The sequence below is a fragment of the Paenibacillus sp. YN15 genome (assembly GCF_003285005.1).
Taxonomy (GTDB): Bacteria; Bacillota; Bacilli; order Paenibacillales; family NBRC-103111; genus Paenibacillus_AR.
In genome coordinates this window covers 61,460-80,536 of the sequence record NZ_QMFA01000021.1, presented here as the reverse complement: position 1 = coordinate 80,536, position 19,077 = coordinate 61,460, and the positions used below count along the sequence as shown (strand labels likewise).

Sequence of the window (19,077 nt, the reverse complement as noted above, 5' to 3'; positions counted from 1 at the left end):
CATTCTGCGTTATAGGTCCGACCGCTTCGAAGAGCCGCGGACAATCAGCTTAGGGGCAAGCAGCTGCGGCGGGATCGGCTTGGCCGGATCCCCCATTTTCTCCAGGAGCAGATTGGCGGCTCTGACGCCGATTTCGAAGGTATCGATATCCAGGCAGGTTAAAGCGGGTGTTGTATAGGGCGCGATGGGGTAATCGTCGAAGGTGACCAGCCCGAAGTCCCTGGGCACGGCAATATCTGCTTCATGCAGCGCCTTCAGCGCGCCGAAGGCTGCCAGATTGTTGATGCAGACGGCCGCGTCGGGCGGCTCGGGGAGTGCCAGCAGCGCTTGCATCATGCTGTAGCCCCCGGTTTCATCGCTGGGTCCCGGCAGACAATAGGTATGAGGAGCGTCCCCGCCTGGGATCACCCGCTTATACCCTCTTAACCGGCTTTGGGCCAGAGGTTCGCCGAAATCCCCGCCGATAAACCCGATCCGGCTGTAACCCTGCTCCAGCAGATGGCGCGCGGCTATCTCCCCGCCGATTTCGTTGTCGCCGTCCGTCCAGGCAATCACACCCTCAGCCACGGGTCTCCCGATAACAGCATAAGGAAAACCCAGCCGCTCCAGCTCGTCGATCAAAAACTGGTCCGCCGTCAGCGTATGCAGGATCAGTCCGTCCATCCGGTTGTTGTAGACAAACCGCCGGAGAAGATCCATCCGGGTGGAGCTGCCCTGGCTGCGGATATTGGAGATGGCCAGATCGTATTGATGGAGCCCCATCACACTCTCCACCCCGCCGATGATGCTGTAGAAGAACGGATTCAGGAAATCATCCTTACGGTCTATGTCAATCACCAGCCCCACCATAAGCGAAGCACGCTTGGCCAGCTGGGTTGCGGCGCTGTCGGGGGTAAAGTTCATGTCCTTCATAATCTGCAGGACCTTATTGCGGGTGGCCTCCGAGATGGTCGGCGAATTGTTTATGACCTTGGAAACCGTAGATTTGGCCACATTGGCGGCTTTGGCGATTTCGTTGATTGTGATCTTCATGAATTGCTCACACTCCGTTTTTGAAGCTGCGTCTAAAGGCAGTACCGTTTTCATTATAAACATATTTCTTGCAAAACGGACAGTGTTTGGCGAATCGCCATTATAAATATTTTTACGGAGGAGGATTGTATTGGAAGATGAACTGTGCTATTCTGAAAGCGATTTAGGAAACCGGTTTCCTTATCTGAATCATAATGCGCTTATCACGTTAATGGGGGGAATTCCATGTTCAAAAAAACGGTTGGCGTTATTCTTTCAGCTGGTTTGGTGATGGCTCCGATTACAGCCTGCAGTTCCGATTCCGATTCTGCCTCTTCCCCGGCTGCTTCCTCCGGGACCGCTTCACCGGCAGCCTCAGCTGCCCCAGGCACCAGCAGCCCTGCCGGTACAGAGCTTCAGCCCGAGAAGGGCGCCGTACTCACCCTGTGGGAAGACAAGGAGGCCAAACAATGGGCCACCGAGGTGGCCGCAGCCTTCAAGGCCAAGTATAACGTCGAAGTGAAAATTGAGGAAGTGCCTGCCCCTGACCAGGCAGGTCGCCTGACAACGGACGGACCGGCGGGAACCGGCGGTGATGTGGTGCTGTTTCCCCAGGATAAGCTGGGGGATGCGGCTTCTGCAGGATTGCTCCTCCCCAATGATGTATTCGCCAAGGATGTGACGGCCCGCTCCCAGAAAAACGCCATTGAGGCTTCCACCTACAAGGGCACGTTGTACGGATACCCCAAATCGGTGGAAACCTACGCTCTTTTTTACAATAAGGACCTGGTTCCCAATCCGCCGAAAACCTGGGACGAGGTCATCGCCTTCGCCAAAACCTTCAATGACGAAAAAGCCCGGAAATACGCCATCATGTGGGAGGTCAAAACCGTTTATTACGACTATGCCTTTATGGCCCCCTACGGCGCTTACGTATTCGGCGGCAAAGGCACGGATGCCAACGATATCGGCCTGAACAACAGTGGAGCCGTCAAGGGTCTGACCTTTATGCAGTCTCTTCGGGCCATCCTTCCGCCCAAGGTGGCCGACCTGACCTTCGATATCAAAACCCAGCTGTTCGCCGACGGCAAGCTGGCCATGAATATCGATGGGCCCTGGTCCATCGGCAGCTTCAAGGATAAGATCAATCTGGGCGTTGCCCCCCTGCCCGATCTGCCGGAAGGCAAAAAGGCGGTTTCTTTCTCCGGCGTCCGGTCCTATTACGTGAATACGTACACCAAATATCCCAAGGCGGCCCGGCTGTTGGCCAACTTCCTGACCTCCAAGGAGAACCAGCTGAGCTGCTACCAGAAGACAGGAATTCTGCCGGCGAATCAGGAGGTAGCCAATGATCCGGCTGTGAAGGCCGATGCCTTGTCCAGCGCCTTCCTGACACAATTCGCCAGCTCGGAAATTATGCCCTCCATTCCGGCTATGGCCAGTGTCTGGGCCCCAATGGAGGGCGCCGTCACCTCTATCTGGGATACCAATGCGGATGTGAAGGCTACCTTGGACGCTGCTGTCAAAACCATCAAGGAGCAGATCGCCAGCGGCAAAAAATAGGCCAGAACCGCATCGTGGAGTGCGGAATCATCCTGCTCTGCCGGTACTTTTTCCGGCTGTTCCTCCGGTACCGCCGCTTGGTGATTCCGCATTTCCTCTCGAAAGGATGACTAGATGTGCCGACCAAACATTCGCTGCGCGCAGCAGCCTTATCCGTTGTTTGTATGGGTTTCGGACAGTTTTATAACCGCCAGATTGCCAAAGGACTGCTGTTTCTCCTGTTGGGTGTTGGCAGCATAACGGCCTTCGCGCTTTATTTGCTCCCGGGGCTGCAGGGGCTCATTACCCTGGGCACCACTCCGCGTGGACTCATGATGGTGGACGGCATGTACCAGGCTGTAGACGGCGACCATTCCATCTATCTGATGGTGGAGGGGCTGATCTGCCTTCTGGTTGCCTTTCTGCTGGTGGCCGGCTACGCTCTCAACATCCGGGATGCCCGGCTGAACGGAAAGCTGCGGGACCAAGGCAAAACCACCGAAACCTTCCGCTCCACCCTGTACCACCTGAATGAACGGCATTTTCCCTATCTGATCCTGTTTTTGCCGGGTGTGGCCATTCTGTTTTTGACCATCCTGCCCCTGTTGTTCAGCATTCTGGTCGCCTTCACCGATTTCGCCGCCCCCAATTTGCCTCCGGCTCATCTGGTCAATTGGAACGGCCTGCAAACCTTCGGTGATCTGCTGACGCTGCGCACCTGGAGCCGTACCTTCTACGGTGTGTTCGTATGGACCTGCGTTTGGGCGGTATTGTCTACCTTGACGACCTACGCGGGAGGCATTTTCGTGGCAGTCCTGATTGAACAGAGGGGTGTACGTTTCCGCAAATTCTGGCGCACCATCCTGGTCATTCCCTTTGCCATTCCCAATCTGGTATCACTCTTGGTCTTCCGGAATATGTTCAACGGCGAATTTGGTCCGGTTAACCAGTTCCTCGGATACCTGGGGATTGAGAAGATCCCGTGGCTCACCGATCCCGTTTGGGCCAAAGTCACCGTGCTCCTGGTAAATGCCTGGCTGGGCATTCCGGTGATCATGATCCTGGTCTCCGGCATTCTGACCACCATTCCGCGAGATTTGTACGAATCGGCGGAGATTGACGGGGCTTCGCCCTTCAAAAGCTTCCGCATGATCACCCTGCCGCTTGTCTATTTCTCCACGGCTCCGGTGCTGATTATGCAGTTTGCCGGAAATCTGAATAATTTCAACGTCATTTATCTGCTTACGGACGGCAATCCGGTAAATCCCAAGTACCAATACGCAGGCTCCACCGACCTCCTGGTCACTTGGCTGTATAAGCTGACGCTGAACAACCAGCAGTACAATTTCTCTTCCGCCATCGGTATCATCATCTTCGTGATCGTAGCCGGCTTGTCCATCTTCAACTTCCGCCGCTCCAGGTCCTACAAAGAGGAGGATATGGTGCAATGAAGCTGCGGCTGACCCTTACCTATCTGATTCTGATCCTGCTTGCCCTGTGCTCGGTGCTGCCGGCCTTATGGATTGTGTTGTCCTCCTTTAAGGAAGGCAACAGCCTGTACAGCGAAACCTTCCTGCCCCGGCAGTTTACTCTGGAGCATTACCGTTACATGCTGAGCGGAGATAAATATCCGTACGTCAGCTGGTTCGGAAACACCTTGAAGGTGGCTGCTTCATCCACGCTGCTGGGCACCTTTCTGACGCTGCTGGGCTCCTATGCCATGTCCAGATTCCAGTTTAAGGGACGCAAAACCGGGCTGACCCTGCTGTTGGTGGTCAATATGTTCCCCAGCTTCATGTCCATGGTGGCCATCTACATTCTGCTGGCCCAGCTTAACCTGATGAACAGTCACTGGGCGCTGGTGCTGGTGTACAGCTCCGGCTCCTTCGCAGGCAATGTGTTTGTGGCCAAGGGCTTCTACGATACCATTCCCAAAAGTCTGGAGGAGGCCGCCCGCATCGACGGGGCATCCCATTGGACGGTATTCGGGCGGATTATGCTCCCCCTTCTGCGTCCTATGCTGACCTATGTGAGCCTGATGATTTTTACAGGGGCATGGATCGACTTTATCTTCGCCAAGCTGATTCTCCGTTCGTCGGAGAAGTATACCCTCGCCGTAGGGCTATATGATATGGTCAGCCGCCAGAACTCCACGGAATTCACCAGTTTTGCTGCCGGAGCCGTGATGGTGGCCGTACCGATTTTGATTTTATTCATTTGGCTGCAGCGCTTTTTGGTTGCAGGCCTTACACAAGGTGCCAATAAGGGGTGATCACAATGCGGCTGGACTCCATCTATCATACGTGCGATGCACCCTTTGCATTTGCCGTCAGTCTGCATGAATGGAAAGTAAGAATACGCTGCGCCAAAGGGGATGCGGAACGGGTATCCGTGGTGCATGCGGACAGATATGCCGATCCGGGACGGGAAACCCCCATCCGGCTGGAGCATGTTTTGTCCACCGGGCTTCACGATTATTATGAAGGGATCATTCCAACGCCGACCCGCCGCATCCGGTACAGTTTCCTGTTGGAGAACAGTCTGGGAGAACGGGTGTGGTACGGGGAAAACGGCGCGTCCGTGGAGCGCAAGCATACCAATGTTTTCCATTGCCCCATCATTACTCCGTCCCAGGTGCATAATCTGCCGGAGTGGGCGGCATCAGCCGTGGTATATCAGATTTTCCCCGAGCGCTTCCATAACGGGGACCCCCGGAATGATCCGGAGGAAGCCCTGAATTGGGCAGACGAAAGCTGCCCGGCTTGGGATTCCTTCTGGGGCGGAGATCTGCAGGGTATCCTCGACAAGCTGCCCTATCTGCAGGATTTGGGGGTTACCTGCGTCTACCTGACGCCTATATTCCTCTCCCCCACCAACCACAAATACGACACGGTGGATTATTACACCATTGATCCCCATTTTGGTGATGAGGCATTATTCCGCCGGTTGGTTGAGGAAGCGCACCGTTTGGGCATACGGGTAATGCTGGATGCGGTATTCAATCATAGCAGCGATAAGTTTTTCGCCTTTCAGGATGTGCTGAAGAACGGGGAGGCTTCCCCCTACAAGGACTGGTTCTATATCCGCGAGTTCCCCGTGGTTCAAGAGCCCGTCGCCTGCTACGAAACCTTCGCCAGCAACCTGCCCTTTATGCCCCGGCTGAATCTGGAGCATCCCGAGGTCCAGCAATATATGCTGCAGGTGACGGCATATTGGATGGACCAGGCTCAGATAGACGGCTGGCGGCTGGATGTGGCCAATGAGGTGCCGCCTTCCTTCTGGCGGATGTTCCGGCAGCTGGTCAAGTCCAAAAATCCGGAGGCGCTAATTATCGGCGAGGTGATGCATGACGCGCTGCCGTGGCTGCGCGGCGACCAGTTCGACGGGACGATGAACTATCCTCTGCGGGATGTGCTGCTGGAGTTTTTTGCCCGCCAAACCGTCGGAGCGGCGGCTTTTGTGGAGCAGGTAGCCAACCTGTATATCCGCGGCACCGACAGCTCCTCCCTGGCCATGCTGAATTTGCTGGATTCCCATGATACGGAACGGTTCCTCACCTCCTGCCGCAAAGGCGGCTGGGGCTGGCAGCCGGGGGGTGAAGCGGAGAAACGGCTGAAGCTTGCGGTGCTTTTCCTCATGACCTATCCCGGCATTCCAATGATCTATTACGGCGCCGAAATCGGCATGGAGGGCGAAACCGACCCAGGCTGCCGCAAGCCCATGATATGGGAGCCGGCCGGCCAGAACCTGCCGCTAAGACAATATGTTCAGCAGCTGACGGGACTGCGCCGGGAGCGGACCGAGCTGCAAAACGGCTCCTTTACCGTGTGGCTGGCGGATGAATCTCAGAATCAAGCCGGCTTTATCCGGCGGAGCGGCGACAGGGAAATAGCCGTTCTGCTGCACAACAATCCCTGCGCGGCCGAGGTGGAGCTTCAGCTCCCCACCTCCTTCCAGGGACGCCGCATCCGTGATCTGCTGACCGGACAAACCTGGGACGTGGCGGTTTCCATCCGGCTGGAGCTCGCCCCGTATAGCGGCTATCTCTTTGCCGCGGAAACACCGGCTGGCGTCTAACGGCGGCCAAAGACCTTATTTAGCGAAATCATAGCCTCTACAAATTTTAACGGCGGCAGGAGACCTTATTTGACCACAACTGGAGTTCATTCCCTCCTTTTGGTCCGAATAGTGTCTCTCACCGCCGTTAGAAATTTCTCGGAGCTCTTTTTCGTCCAATAGCGTCTCTCACCGCCGTTAGCCGCACTTTTAGTCGTCTCATTATATTTCTACAGCCGGCATATAAGGTGCCGACTGTAATACTTCGCTTTCAATGATAATTTCCGGGCCCCCCGTAGCTGTCCTCATTTCGCGCTTTTCACCCTTCCTCCAAAAAACTCATGGACAGCTCTTCCTCTTTGACATCCCCCTCCCCTGCCCGGCCACATGCGGTTTGTAATCCGCCAGGATCAGCATATCGATATGGCGGGCATGGCGCAGCAGATAATGGACGAAGTTCTTCTTGAACAGCGTCCGCCACAAGGGCTTCCGGGACTGCCCGATAATCAGCTGGGTGGCCTGCACCTCATTCATCCGCGCCAGCAAATGCCGGTGGAGCCGCTTGCCGCCGCCTGTCTCTGCCGTCTCCATGATCCCGCCCAGCCGCTCCGTCAGTTGGCGCAGCGTATCCAGCTGCTTCCGCTCCTCGGCTGACAATTCCCCTCCGCAATGGGCATAGTGGACATACCACTCCGCCTTCAGCCGGTGGGCAATCCGGAAGCCGCGGCGGATCAACCGCTCCGCCCTGGGCTCCAGATCCACGCAGACGAAGATGACCTCCCGCCGACTCCACGGCCCGCGCAAGGCGGCATCCCGCTCCCAGGCCTCCAGCCGTTCGTCCACATCATCGGCAATCTCCCGCAGGGCCAGCTCCCGCAGAGCAATCAGATTGCCAATCTTGAAAAAGGATTCCAGGGCCTGGCCGATTTTCTCCGCCGCATAAATTTTCCCTTCCTTCATCCGCTCCTGAAGCATCTGCGGCGTGATGTCGATCAGCTCCACCTCATTGGCCAGCCTGAGAATATAATCCGGCACCGTCTCCCGGACCCGCACTCCCGTCAATTGGGCAACCGCATCGTTCAGGCTTTCCAAATGCTGCACATTCACCGTGGTAATAACGGAAATGCCGTTCTCCAAAAGCCGGATGATGTCCTCATAGCGCTTCCGGGCGGCCACTCCCGGCACATTGGTATGGGCCAGCTCATCCACCAGCACCACCTCGGGACGGCGGGCAAGGATGGCATCCGTATCCATCTCCTCCAGCTGGGCGGATTGATACCGGATTTTAGCCCTGGGAATGACGGGCAGCGCCCCTATCTGCTCCAAGGTTTCCTTCCGCCCGTGGGTTTCCAGCAGACCAATGACCACATCAATGCCTCTTCCCAGCAAAAGATTGCCTTCCTGGAGCATCTTGTAGGTTTTGCCCACTCCCGGAGCAGCCCCGATATACACCTTGAAGCTGCCGCGGCGGATGGTATCCGCCCGATTCTGGATTTCCTGAGCGGTCAAGCGGTGAAACCGTTGGGTTTTCTGCGGCAGAGCCGACTTGACGGGCAGGATGCGCTCTCCTTCCTCCACGGCCCGGTCGGCCATCAGGAACACATCGATATTGCGGGTTTTCCGCAGCACCCGGTTGGCAATGGAGCCCTGCCATTTTTCCTGCCAGCGGCTTTTTTGCGAGTGGCCCATGACAATCCGCGTCACGTTGTTTTGAATGGCATACCGGACCAGGGCCGACGGCAGGGCGCGCACCCGGGACAGCGGCAATTCCTCAAACCGGGCATCCACCCGCTTCACCAGCTTGCCGATGGACTGCCTGAAGGCCTGCTGCTCTTTGGTCAGCGGCTTTCCCGCCGGCACGAAGGTAACCACAAGCAGTTCGCCGCCCAGCCGTTTGGCAATTTGCTGGCCCCGCCGGATATGGAGGGAGCCGTTCCAATGATACTGCGCCGAAACCAGAATCCGCTCCGAAGCGCCGGACGGGCCGATGAGCCCCAGCTCCTCCCGGTGCTTTTCCAGCGAGTCGTTGACCCCCTCCGCCACCAGCCGCAGAGCCGCCTCCCGCAATACTCCCAGGTTGCCTCTGCGGGACAAGGCCGGATGGGCCCGGTCCCCCAAGATCCCCTCCTCCATCCGCTTCAGGATGGTTTCCGGGGAGACATCAATGAGCCGCACTTCATCTGCCAGCTCCAGAGTGTTCATAGGCACTGTTTCGTCCGCTTTGATTCCCGTCAGCTTAAAAATTTCCTCCCCCACGCCTGCCAATTCATACACGTTTATGGTAGTGATGACGCTGATGCCTTTGTCCATCAGGTAACGGATATCCTCCAGCCGGGTGGGGAATGGGGCTCCCTCTCGGTTGCGGTGGGCCAGCCCGTCCACCAGCACCACCTCGGGATTGCGCTCCAGCAGCGCCTCCAGGGGCAAGTCCTTCTGCTCCTGCCCCTCCTTCCACCAGTGGATGCTGGGCACCCGCTCCAAATCCTCCAGCTGCTGGACCGTCTCCGGCCGCTGCATGGTGGAAACGGCGCTGTACACCACATCAATGCCCTGCTTTTGCAGCAGCCTGCCCTCCTGGAGCATGTGGTAGGTTTTTCCCGAGCCGCTCACCGAACCGATCAAAATCTTCAGCTTTCCCCGGTGAAGGCGGTAGATGGACTCAAGAATCTCTTCCGGCGTTTTGCGTTTGTAGGGCGCCACCGCATCAGCCTCCCGCTTGTTGTTCCCGCTGCACTGCCAGCGAATCCAGGAACTGCCGAAGCAGACGGTTAAACAGCTCCGGCTGGCACAGGTTTCCCGGCGGCAGCGAATCCGGAAGCAGCTCCAGCTGCGCATGGGGCAGCATGGCCGCCAGCTCCTTCATATACAGCACATTAGGACCGGAATCCACCGATGCCAGACAAAGAGCGGGATGGCGGATTTCCCTTAGCTCCCGCCCGTAATTTACGCCGGTCATGGCCAATCTTTGCTTATACAGCTCGCCGGGACGCTTTTCCAGCAGACTGCTGCGGATAACCCGGTATGCCTGCTCCCAGCGCCGGTAAGATAACCGGACCGTGGGCAGAATCCAGTCGCTGGGCGCATAATAGGTCAGCCAGCTGCAGTAGGCGGCCGCCGCCTGAAGGGCTCTGACCACCGCAGACGGATCATCCCGGTAAAAGCTGTCCGCCACCACCAGCCCCCGGACCCGGTTGGGGTACGCATAGGCAATATGCTGCGCCAGCAAGCCTCCGTAGGAGATGCCCACAAACACAGCCTCCCGCAGCTGCAGTTGGTTTAAGAGCACGATGAGATCGGCGCATTGCGTATCGATAATCTCCTGCCGCGGCTCCGTGAGCCGGCCGGACCTGCCGTTCCCCCGCAGATCGCAGGTGATGACCTTGTACTGTCCGGCGAAATAGTCCAGTTGGGGCTTGAACATGGCATGGGTCATCCCGTGGCCGTGAATGAAGAAAACAGGCATCCCTCTGCCCTGGATTTCATAATAAAGCGAAGTGCCGTTCACATGGGCGACAGGCAAGTTAACCACCTCCCAGCTCCAGCAGGGCTATATTCAGCTTCAGCACATTGACCCGCTCCTCGCCGAACAATCCCAAATCCCGGCCCTCTGTATGAGATGTGACCAACGCCTCCAGCTTATCCCGGGGAATGCCGCTTAAGGCGCTGATTCTGGGAATTTGCACCCGTGCGGATGCGGGAGTGATATGCGGGTCCAGACCGGAGCCGGAATTGGTCACCAGATCAACGGGCAGCGAGCTAACCGGAACCTCCGGATTTGCCGCTTTCCACTGCTCAATGGAATCTCTGGTACGCTGAAGCATATCCGGGTTGGACGGCCCGTAATTGTTGGAGCCTGAGGCTTCGGCCTTGTAGCCGATGCTGGATACGCGGCTTTGGAACAATGCCGGGTTGGCAAATTGCTCCCCGATCAATTCCGAACCCACCACCTGGCCCGCGCTGTTGCTGATCAGGCTTCCGTTGGCCCGCCCGGGCATCAAAACCTGGGCCAACCCGGTTGAAGCCAACGGATATATGATCCCGCAAAGGATAATAAACACAACGCCCAGCCTTGCCGCTATGAACAGATAAGCCGTTTGGGACACCGGATTTTCACCGGAGCCGCCCGTTTTTGCATAACCCATTTTTGTCATCCTCCCTACCCGCGCTGATTCATGCTCTTATAACCAGATGCTCACCAATAAATCGATGGCTTTAATGCCGATAAACGGGACGATAATTCCGCCCAGCCCATAAACAAAGATATTGCGGCGCAGCAGCTTGACCGAGCTCATCGGCTTATACGACACCCCCCGCATGGCCAGCGGAATCAGGAGGGGAATAATGATTGCATTAAACACCAGCGCGGAGACAATGGCAGAGCCGGGAGAGCCCAAGCCCATCACATTCAGGGCGTTCATCTCCGGGATTGCCAGGGTGAACATGGCGGGAATAATGGCAAAATATTTGGCAATATCATTCGCAATACTGAAGGTGGTCAGCGCCCCCCGGGTCATCAGCAGCTGCTTGCCGATGGCCACCACCTCAATGATCTTGGACGGATCGGAATCCAAATCCACCATGTTGGCCGCTTCCTTGGCGGCGGCGGTGCCGCTGTTCATGGCCAGCCCCACATCCGCCTGGGCCAAAGCCGGGGCGTCGTTGGTCCCGTCGCCCGTCATGGCCACCAGCTTGCCGTCGTTTTGTTCCCGGCGGATGACTTCAATTTTGTCCTCCGGGGTGCTTTCGGCAATAAATTCATCTACACCCGCCTCTGCGGCAATGGTAGCTGCGGTCAGCGGATTGTCGCCGGTGCACATTATGGTTTTAATCCCCATTTTGCGCAGCTCGTCAAACCGCTCCTTCATTCCCGGCTTCACCGTATCCTTCAGATAAATAAGCCCGTATATCCGGCCATTCACCGCTACCGCAAGGGGAGTGCCGCCCTTTCCGGCGATGCCGTTGGACTTCTGCTCCAGATCGGCCGGGATGGCGCCGCCCTGGGACAAGACCCACCGCTTGACGGAATCAACGGCGCCTTTGCGGACCATCCGCCCGTCCGGGAGATCCATCCCGCTCATCCGGGTTTCCGCCCGGAATTCGATGAAGGTCCCGACGGTTGCCAAAGTGCTGTCATAAGGATGTCCCAATTTTTTGACCAGCTCAATAACCGAACGGCCTTCCGGCGTCTCATCCAGACCGGAGCTGACGGCGGCCCACTTGGCCACCTCCGCTTCCGTCTCTGCGCCAACGGGAACAAATTCGCTGGCCATCCGGTTGCCGAAGGTAATGGTGCCTGTTTTGTCCAGGATCATGGTATTGATGTCTCCCGCCGCCTCCACCGCTTTGCCCGACATGGCCAGAACATTGAAGCGGGTAACCCGGTCCATGCCGGCAATGCCGATGGCGGACAGCAGGCCGCCGATAGTGGTGGGAATGAGGCATACCAGCAAAGCGATCAGCACGGGAATCTCCAGCTCCGCCTCCAGATAGCCTGCGATGGGACGCAAGGTGACCACCACAATCAGGAAGATGATGGTCAGGCTGATCAGCAGAGTGGACAAGGCAAGCTCGTTGGGAGTTTTTTGCCGCTTCGCCCCTTCCACCAGCGAGATCATTCGGTCCAGGAAGGATTCCCCGGGGTCGCTGGTGATCCTTACTTTAATCTCGTCGCTGACCACCCGTGTGCCGCCGGTGACAGAGTTGAAATCCCCGCCTGCCTCTTTAATGACAGGGGCCGATTCCCCGGTAATGGCCGATTCATCCACGGAAGCGAGGCCTTCGATCACTTCGCCGTCGCCGGGAATCATTTCGCCCTGGCGCACCATGACAATATCCCCTTTGCGAAGCTCGGAGGAGGCAACGGTCTTAAGGGTATCACCGACCAGCTTGTTGGCCTGGACATCCTGCTTGGTCCGCTTCAAGGTATCCGCCTGGGCTTTTCCCCGGCCCTCCGCCAGCGCTTCGGCGAAATTGGCGAACAGGACGGTAAACAGCAGGATCAAGAAAACCGCCACATTAAAGCCTCTCGAAGCCTCCGCTCCAAAAAAGCCGGGTGCCAGCACCATCAGCAGCACCATAAAGGTGCCAAGCTCCACCACGAACATAACCGGATTTTTCATTAGGGTCAGCGGGTTCAGCTTCACAAAGCTATCCTTCACCGCACTGCGGATAATCGAGCCTGTTAACAGCTTCTTTTTCGGCGCCGTACTCATAGTGATGTTCTCCCTCTCTCCTAACTTAGAATCAAATGCTCGGCCACCGGTCCCAATACCATCACCGGCAGGAAAGTCAAGGCGCCGATAATCAGCACGGTTCCGATCAGGATGCCGGTAAACAGCCCGTTGTCGGTGCGGAAGGTGCCGATGGTTTCCGGTACCGGCTGCTTGCGGCTGAGGGACCCGGCTACCGCCAGCATGGCGATCATGGAGATATAACGGCCAAGCAGCATGACAATCCCTGTTGCCATGTTCCAAAACGGCGTGTTATCCGCCAATCCCTCAAAGCCCGAGCCGTTGTTGGCAGCAGAGGATGCGTATTCGTAGAGGATCTGAGACAGCCCGTGATGCCCCGGATTGGTGATGGAGCCTTGGCCCAGATCCGTCAGGAAGGAAACTGCCGTAGGGGCCAGGATAATAAACGGATGGATCAGGATCGCGACGGCGATGAGCTTCATTTCCCGGGCTTCGATTTTGCGCCCCAGAAATTCCGGGGTTCTGCCCACCATCAGCCCGCAAAGGAATACCGCCAGCAAGGCATACATCAGCATATTGATCAGCCCTACCCCCTTGCCCCCGAACACGTTGTTCAGCATCATCAGCGCAAGCGGGGTGATGCTTCCGAGAGGCGTTTGGGTATCGTGCATATTGTTGACACTGCCTGTAGTGGCAGCGGTGGTCACCGTGGTGAACAGCGCCGACTGCGGGATGCCGAACCGCACCTCCTTGCCTTCCATACTGCCTTGGGAGGCATCAATGCCCATGGCGTTGATGGCCGGATTGCCCTGGCTCTCCGCGTAGAAGTTCAGCGACAGCAGCACGATAAACAGCGTCATCATGGCGGCGAAGATCCCCCAGCCCTGGCGTTTGTTTTTGGCAAACCGCCCGTACATGTACGGAAGAGCCGCAGGCAGCATCCACATGGATAAAATCTCGATGACGTTGGTCAGCGGGGACGGATTCTCGAATGGATGGCTCGAGTTGGCTCCGAAGAACCCCCCGCCGTTGGTTCCCAGATGCTTGATGGACTCCAGGGAGGCTACCGGGCCGATAGCGATTTGCTGGGTGGCCCCTTCCAGTGTGGCAACCTCCAGGGTGGGCTTCAAGGTCTGCGGCACCTGAAGCGCCACAAGAACCAGCGTTACAACCAAGGCCAGGGGAATAAACACACGGATGTGAGCCTTCACAAAATCCTCGAAGAAGTTCCCCAGATGCTGCCTTCCCGTAATTCCTCTCACAAACGCAACCGCCACTGAAAAACCGCTGGCCGCCGAGGTAAACATCATCATTGTAATTACCGCCATTTGGGAGAAATAGGCAAGGGACGTTTCTCCGCTGTAATGCTGCAGGTTGGTGTTGGTGATAAAGCTGATGACGGTGTTGAAGGCCAAGGTTTCTTCCATTGCCCCTGCACCGTTGGGGTTCATGGGCAGTGCGCCCTGCAGCCGCAGGATCAGATAGCCGAAAGCCACCAGCACCAGGTTAGTAGTCAAAAAGCTGAGTGCGTATTTTTTCCAGGACATGCCCTCGCGGCTGCGCAAGCCAACCAGCTTGTAGATGCCTCCCTCGATTCCGCCGAAAATCCGGTCCGTCCGGTTCGCCTCGTTGGAGAACACATGGTATAAATAAGTTCCCGCCGGTTTAACCAGAAGCAACAGAATAACAATCACTGCGATTATTTGCACAATCCCCACATATAACCCTCCCACATATCGGCATCCCTTCGCCTAGAACTTCTCCGGATGAATCAAAGCGTAGATCAGGTAAAGAAAAAGAAAGAGTGTAGCAATCAGAATGACAGTCATTGCTCTTCCCTCCCTTTTTCCTCCACCTGCGCCTCGCACCAATTGGCAAAGGCGTAAAATAACCCGAAGCTTGCAGCCAATGCCGCCGCCATATATAGATCCATCATTGGGTTTTGCTCCTTTTATTTGATCTGCAACAAGCGTACCATGTCTCTCATTAATGAAGGATTAGGATATCCCGCCGAGAATTAAGATCGCATTAAGATTCCTCTTCCGGCTTCGGCTGTCCGGACGAATAAGCACCCGTGCCTGCTCCGCGCACCTCATAAAGCTCCTCCGGAGGTATCCGGGACAGTCTCTTCATGTCCACAGCAATCCATATTTTTTTGGCCAGGCTCACCACGATAAGCCCCACCCCTATGAACCCCCAAATCCGCAGCAGCTCATTCATTTCTCGTCACCTCTCTTTGGCTTCCCCTCCGTAATTCAGCTTAGCACTGCGGCCATAAGCATGGGGTTAGGGTTTGGCGCGTGAAATAAAGAAAGCCTTAAGAATGAAAAAACGTAGCTGCTCAGCTATTGCGGAAACGAGATGGATATGGTGTGTCCATAATGCAAAACTGCACTTATTTCATGGCTCAGCCGCTGAAACGGAGGGTCAAAATGCACAAGTGCACTTATTTCCCGCGAATTCCACCCGTTTGGCGGTTTCAGCGAAAAATAGATGCACTTTTGCATGAAGAGGGCGAAAAAGAGGGCTCGCGGCTAAGACTAACTGCACTTATGCATGATAGCATTGGTAGGATATGGGTTGCGCGCAGCCTATACGGGACTCCAGCGGCTCTAACGGTGGCATAAACAGGCATAAGCAGGCATAAACAGGCATAAACGGCGAAAAAGAGGCGAAATGGAGCCGCGGCAATGTTACGGAACTCAGTGATTCTTGCTGTCAAACAGTCATAGCGGAGCAGTTGCGAAAAACGCAAAAAAACCGCCACTTCACGTGACGGTTGAACGGCATAGGCCATGTTATGGAGGTTATGCGTCCTCACTGACCTGCAGCATCCGGTAGCCGATGCCGATGTGGGTTTGGATCAGCTTCTGGGACGAGCCGCTTTCGATCTTCTTGCGCAAGGTTGCCATAAAGACCCGCAAAGCAGGCACATCATACGAATGGCTGCCCCAAATCTCATGCAGGATATAATTATGGGTCAGCACCTTGCCTACGTTTTTGGCCAACAGACAAAGCAGCTTATATTCGCTGGGCGTCAAATGAATTTCTTCCCCTTGCAGGTAAACCACTCCCGCCGCGTAATCGATCCGCAAATTCCCGTTGGAAAAGCTGGATGCATCCTTCTGGAGCTTATCCCGGTCATACTGGACCCGCCTCAGGCTCACCCGCAGCCGGGCCAGCAGCTCCTCCACACTGAAGGGTTTGGTTAAATAATCATCGGCCCCGGCATCCAGCGCCTCAATCTTGTCCCGGTCCTCGCTGCGCGCGCTGACCACAATAATGGGCAGATTGGACCAGGCCCGCACCTTCCTGATAATCTCCACCCCGTCCATATCCGGCAGGCCCAGGTCAAGTATCATCAGATCCGGCTGCCGGGACACCGCCTCCATAATCGTCATTTCCCCCGTGGATGCCTCCAGATACTTGTAGCCCTGGGTCTCCAATGTGGTTGTGATCAGCTTGCTGATGGGTTTGTCGTCCTCTGCCACCAGAATCACAGGCTTATTCAAATACGTTCACCTCCGCAGCCGGCAGGGTAAAATAAAACACGGTTCCCTTCGGCCAATTATCTTGCACCCCGATGCTGCCGTCATGGGCATGAACAATGGATTTGCACAGGGATAACCCCAGACCCAAGCCCCTCCGGCTGTCTCCGCGGCTGATTTCCGCCGTGAAAAACATCTCAAACAATCTTGCCTTCGCTTCATCCGGAATGCCCGGACCATCGTCTGCAACCTCGACCCGCACCATCTGGTCCTCCCGCTTTGCGGAAATCCGGATATGGGAGCCGTCCTGGGTATATTTTACGGCATTGTCAATTAAATTGATCAGCACCTGGACGATAAGCCTGGAATCCATCCGGGCCATCAAGAGATCATCCTCAACCTCCGTTTGAATCCGGTGCTCCTCCTTATTCCGGGACACGTGCTGCAAGGCTTCGGCAATCACATCCTCGATCAATTCCCCCTGGAAGTTCAGGTTGAGTGTGCCGTTTTCAATCCGGGTAATGGACAGCAGGTTCTCCACCAGATGGATCAGCCAGATAGAGTCGTCATAGATATCCGCATACAGCCCCCGTTTTTGCGCCTCGTTCAACACATGGGAGTTCCCTATGAGAATGCCTGCGTTGCCGGAAATACTGGTCAAGGGGGTCCGCAAGTCATGAGAGATGCCCCGCAGCAAATTGGCCCGCAATTGCTCCTGCTGGATCTGCATGGAGATTTCCTGCTGCCGTTCATTCAGCCGCGTCTTCTCCAAGGCTAATCCGCATTCTCCCAGCATGGCAATCATGAGGCTTTTCTCGAACACCTCTATGGGCTGCCCGTCATTCATCACCACCGCCACTACGGCAAACACGGTCTCACCGCCCCGCACAGCCAAATACAGACAGCGGGCCCCGGAGAAGGTATCCGTGGTGGCTCCGGCATGTTTGTTGTTCTTATATACCCAGTCGGCCACCGCCCGTTCGCTCTCATCCGTGAGCAGCTGCTGCGCTTGCTCCGGCTCCTGCTTATGAAAGAACCTCGGGGCCGACAACCGCCCTTCATCCGCAGTATAAAAAATGACGGTGCGGTCCAGCAGCTTGACCAGTTGGCGGGCGGTCTCCTCAATAACCGCCGGAGCATCCTGGGCCTGCTGCAATTTGCGGCTGGTCTCCAGCAGCGCCTCCGTCCTGTAAGCCTTTTGGGCGGCTTGTCGCGCCTGAAGCTTAACCCGCATGGTCAGCGTGCTGGTCAGGAAGGATGCCCCCAGCATCAGCAGGAAGGTAATCAGATAATTGGAGTCATAAGCACGGAAGGAATACCGGGGAACCGTAAAGAAAAAATCAAAAATCAGCACACTGAGAACGGACGACGCCGCACTGTAAATTCTTCCTTGGGTCATGGTGGCGAGCAGCAGAATCCCCACAATATATACGGTAATGATATTGGCTTCCCGGTAGCCCATCCGGTGAAACCAGAATCCGATTAACGTAGAAATACCCAAAATAACCGCCGTTTTCCCTGCATCCGCCAGCGACAGCTTGGGCGGCTTCAAATATTGAAACAGCCTTTTGCGGGCGGAGGGCTCCGGGTAGGGAATAATATAGGTTTCTATATGGGGAACCTGCGCAATGAGCTTATCCACCACTGTAGATTTGGACAACCCCCGCTTTTTGTGGGGGGATCGTCCCAGCACAATTTTGGAAACATGGCCGGTTCTGGCATATTCCGCAATTTGCCCCGGAATATCCTCCCCATACACGGTTGCGATCTGGGCCCCTAGTTGCTCAGCCAGACGCAGATTATCCCGAAGCTCTGTTTTATCTTTCCAGGCCAGCTCATTGGCTTCCGATGTTTCCACATAAAGCGCGGTAAATCTGGCGTGAAACACCTCCGCCATCCGGGCGGCTGTGCGGATCACCTTCTTGTTGGAGGAGGCGGCTGACAGACAGACCAGAATATGATCCTTAACCTCCGATTCCTCCCGATTGGCTTGGATTCGCAGCCGCGCGGCAATCCGGTTTAATTGGGCGGCCGTCATCCTAAGCGCAATTTCTCTTAGATGGGTCAAGGTTTTTTCCTGAAAAAAAGGAGCATAGGCGGCAGCATCGCCCGCCAATGACAGCTCCCCTCTTTGATACCGGGAGATCAGCTCCTTCGGTTCAATATCCACCAGCTCCAGGAAATCGGCATTGTCCAGCACATTGTCGGGAATCCGTCTGATGTCGGAAACTCCTTCAATGTAAGGGATGATATCCGTCAAGCTCTCCAATTGCTGCACATTTAAGGTTGTATATACATGTATGCCGGCCCGAAGCAGCTCCTCAACATCCTGGTGTCTTTTTTTGTGGCGGCAGGCTGGCGGATTGGCAGCGGCAAGATCATCCAGCAGGATCAAGTCCGGCTTTCCGGTAAGGGCGCGATCCAAATCGAAGGCTTCCTGATCCGGGTTCCCGGCAGGAAAAGCCGCAGTCGGAGCCATCTTCAGATCATTTAGGAGGGTTAACAGCTCCGGCCTGTTATAATGGCGGATAAATCCGGCTGCTACCTGTTTCCCCTCGTTCCGCTCCTGGCAGCCCGCTTTTAGCATGGCAAGGGTTTTGCCTGCTCCGGGAGAAAAGCTTAGGAATATTTTTAATGTACCCCGTTTTTTGTCCGGGGGTTTACGGCTATGCCCGAACCAGCTTGCATCTCCGGCTTGTATGGCTGGCATGTTGGTTTGCCCCGCTTCCCTGGAATAACATGGTTCCGGAGCCACATAAACGAGCGGCTTTGGGTGCCCATTTGGGTAA

General features: G+C 56.1%; 14 protein-coding genes. 4 read left to right on the top strand and 10 right to left on the bottom strand.

The window, feature by feature from the left end:
* Positions 1-9: 9 nt before the first annotated feature.
* On the bottom strand, positions 10-1,032 hold the full coding sequence (locus tag DQG13_RS17335; RefSeq protein WP_181592812.1) for a LacI family DNA-binding transcriptional regulator: 1,023 nt from the start codon (positions 1,030-1,032) through the stop codon (positions 10-12).
* A gap of 225 nt (positions 1,033-1,257) precedes the next feature.
* On the opposite strand from DQG13_RS17335, the gene DQG13_RS17330 reads away from it, so the two are divergent.
* The 4 genes from DQG13_RS17330 to DQG13_RS17315 all read left to right on the top strand — a co-directional run bounded on the left by DQG13_RS17330 (position 1,258) and on the right by DQG13_RS17315 (position 6,630).
* A complete protein-coding gene (locus tag DQG13_RS17330) occupies positions 1,258-2,574 on the top strand; it encodes a sugar ABC transporter substrate-binding protein (protein WP_113021042.1) in 1,317 nt (438 codons plus the stop codon).
* A gap of 164 nt (positions 2,575-2,738) precedes the next feature.
* A complete protein-coding gene (locus tag DQG13_RS17325; protein ID WP_113021074.1) occupies positions 2,739-4,004 on the top strand; it encodes a carbohydrate ABC transporter permease in 1,266 nt (421 codons plus the stop codon).
* Complete coding sequence (locus DQG13_RS17320) at positions 4,001-4,825, top strand: sugar ABC transporter permease (protein ID WP_113021041.1); 825 nt, start codon at positions 4,001-4,003, stop codon at positions 4,823-4,825. The genes DQG13_RS17325 and DQG13_RS17320 overlap by 4 nt, the downstream gene beginning before the upstream one ends.
* A gap of 5 nt (positions 4,826-4,830) precedes the next feature.
* On the top strand, positions 4,831-6,630 hold the full coding sequence (locus tag DQG13_RS17315; RefSeq protein ID WP_113021040.1) for a glycoside hydrolase family 13 protein: 1,800 nt from the start codon (positions 4,831-4,833) through the stop codon (positions 6,628-6,630).
* Between the two features lie 318 nt (positions 6,631-6,948).
* Here the strand turns inward: DQG13_RS17315 and DQG13_RS17310 are convergent, their stop codons facing one another.
* From DQG13_RS17310 to DQG13_RS17270, 9 genes are all read right to left on the bottom strand, one after another.
* The gene (locus DQG13_RS17310) at positions 6,949-9,309 is read right to left on the bottom strand and encodes a histidine kinase (protein WP_113021039.1); all 2,361 of its coding nucleotides are present in this window, start codon (positions 9,307-9,309) and stop codon (positions 6,949-6,951) included.
* Positions 9,310-9,313: 4 nt separating this feature from the next.
* Positions 9,314-10,129 (bottom strand): alpha/beta fold hydrolase, encoded by an 816-nt coding sequence (locus tag DQG13_RS17305; protein WP_113021038.1) that lies wholly within the window; start codon positions 10,127-10,129, stop codon positions 9,314-9,316.
* 1 nt (position 10,130) lies between these two features.
* Complete coding sequence (gene kdpC / locus DQG13_RS17300) at positions 10,131-10,751, bottom strand: potassium-transporting ATPase subunit KdpC (protein WP_113021037.1); 621 nt, start codon at positions 10,749-10,751, stop codon at positions 10,131-10,133.
* A gap of 36 nt (positions 10,752-10,787) precedes the next feature.
* On the bottom strand, positions 10,788-12,821 hold the full coding sequence (kdpB, locus tag DQG13_RS17295) for a potassium-transporting ATPase subunit KdpB (RefSeq protein ID WP_113021036.1): 2,034 nt from the start codon (positions 12,819-12,821) through the stop codon (positions 10,788-10,790).
* Between the two features lie 20 nt (positions 12,822-12,841).
* Complete coding sequence (kdpA, locus tag DQG13_RS17290; RefSeq protein WP_113021035.1) at positions 12,842-14,518, bottom strand: potassium-transporting ATPase subunit KdpA; 1,677 nt, start codon at positions 14,516-14,518, stop codon at positions 12,842-12,844.
* 33 nt (positions 14,519-14,551) lie between these two features.
* Positions 14,552-14,629 carry a K(+)-transporting ATPase subunit F gene (gene kdpF, locus DQG13_RS31900; protein WP_397333989.1) on the bottom strand — a complete coding sequence of 26 codons (78 nt, stop codon included), beginning with the start codon at positions 14,627-14,629 and terminating at the stop codon, positions 14,552-14,554.
* Between the two features lie 199 nt (positions 14,630-14,828).
* Entirely contained in the window at positions 14,829-15,020 is a 192-nt protein-coding gene (locus DQG13_RS17280; RefSeq protein WP_113021033.1) for a hypothetical protein, read from the bottom strand.
* Between the two features lie 587 nt (positions 15,021-15,607).
* Entirely contained in the window at positions 15,608-16,312 is a 705-nt protein-coding gene (locus tag DQG13_RS17275) for a response regulator (protein WP_113021032.1), read from the bottom strand.
* Complete coding sequence (locus tag DQG13_RS17270; protein ID WP_113021031.1) at positions 16,305-18,998, bottom strand: sensor histidine kinase; 2,694 nt, start codon at positions 18,996-18,998, stop codon at positions 16,305-16,307. Before DQG13_RS17270 ends, DQG13_RS17275 begins: the two co-directional genes overlap by 8 nt.
* Positions 18,999-19,077: the final 79 nt, after the last annotated feature.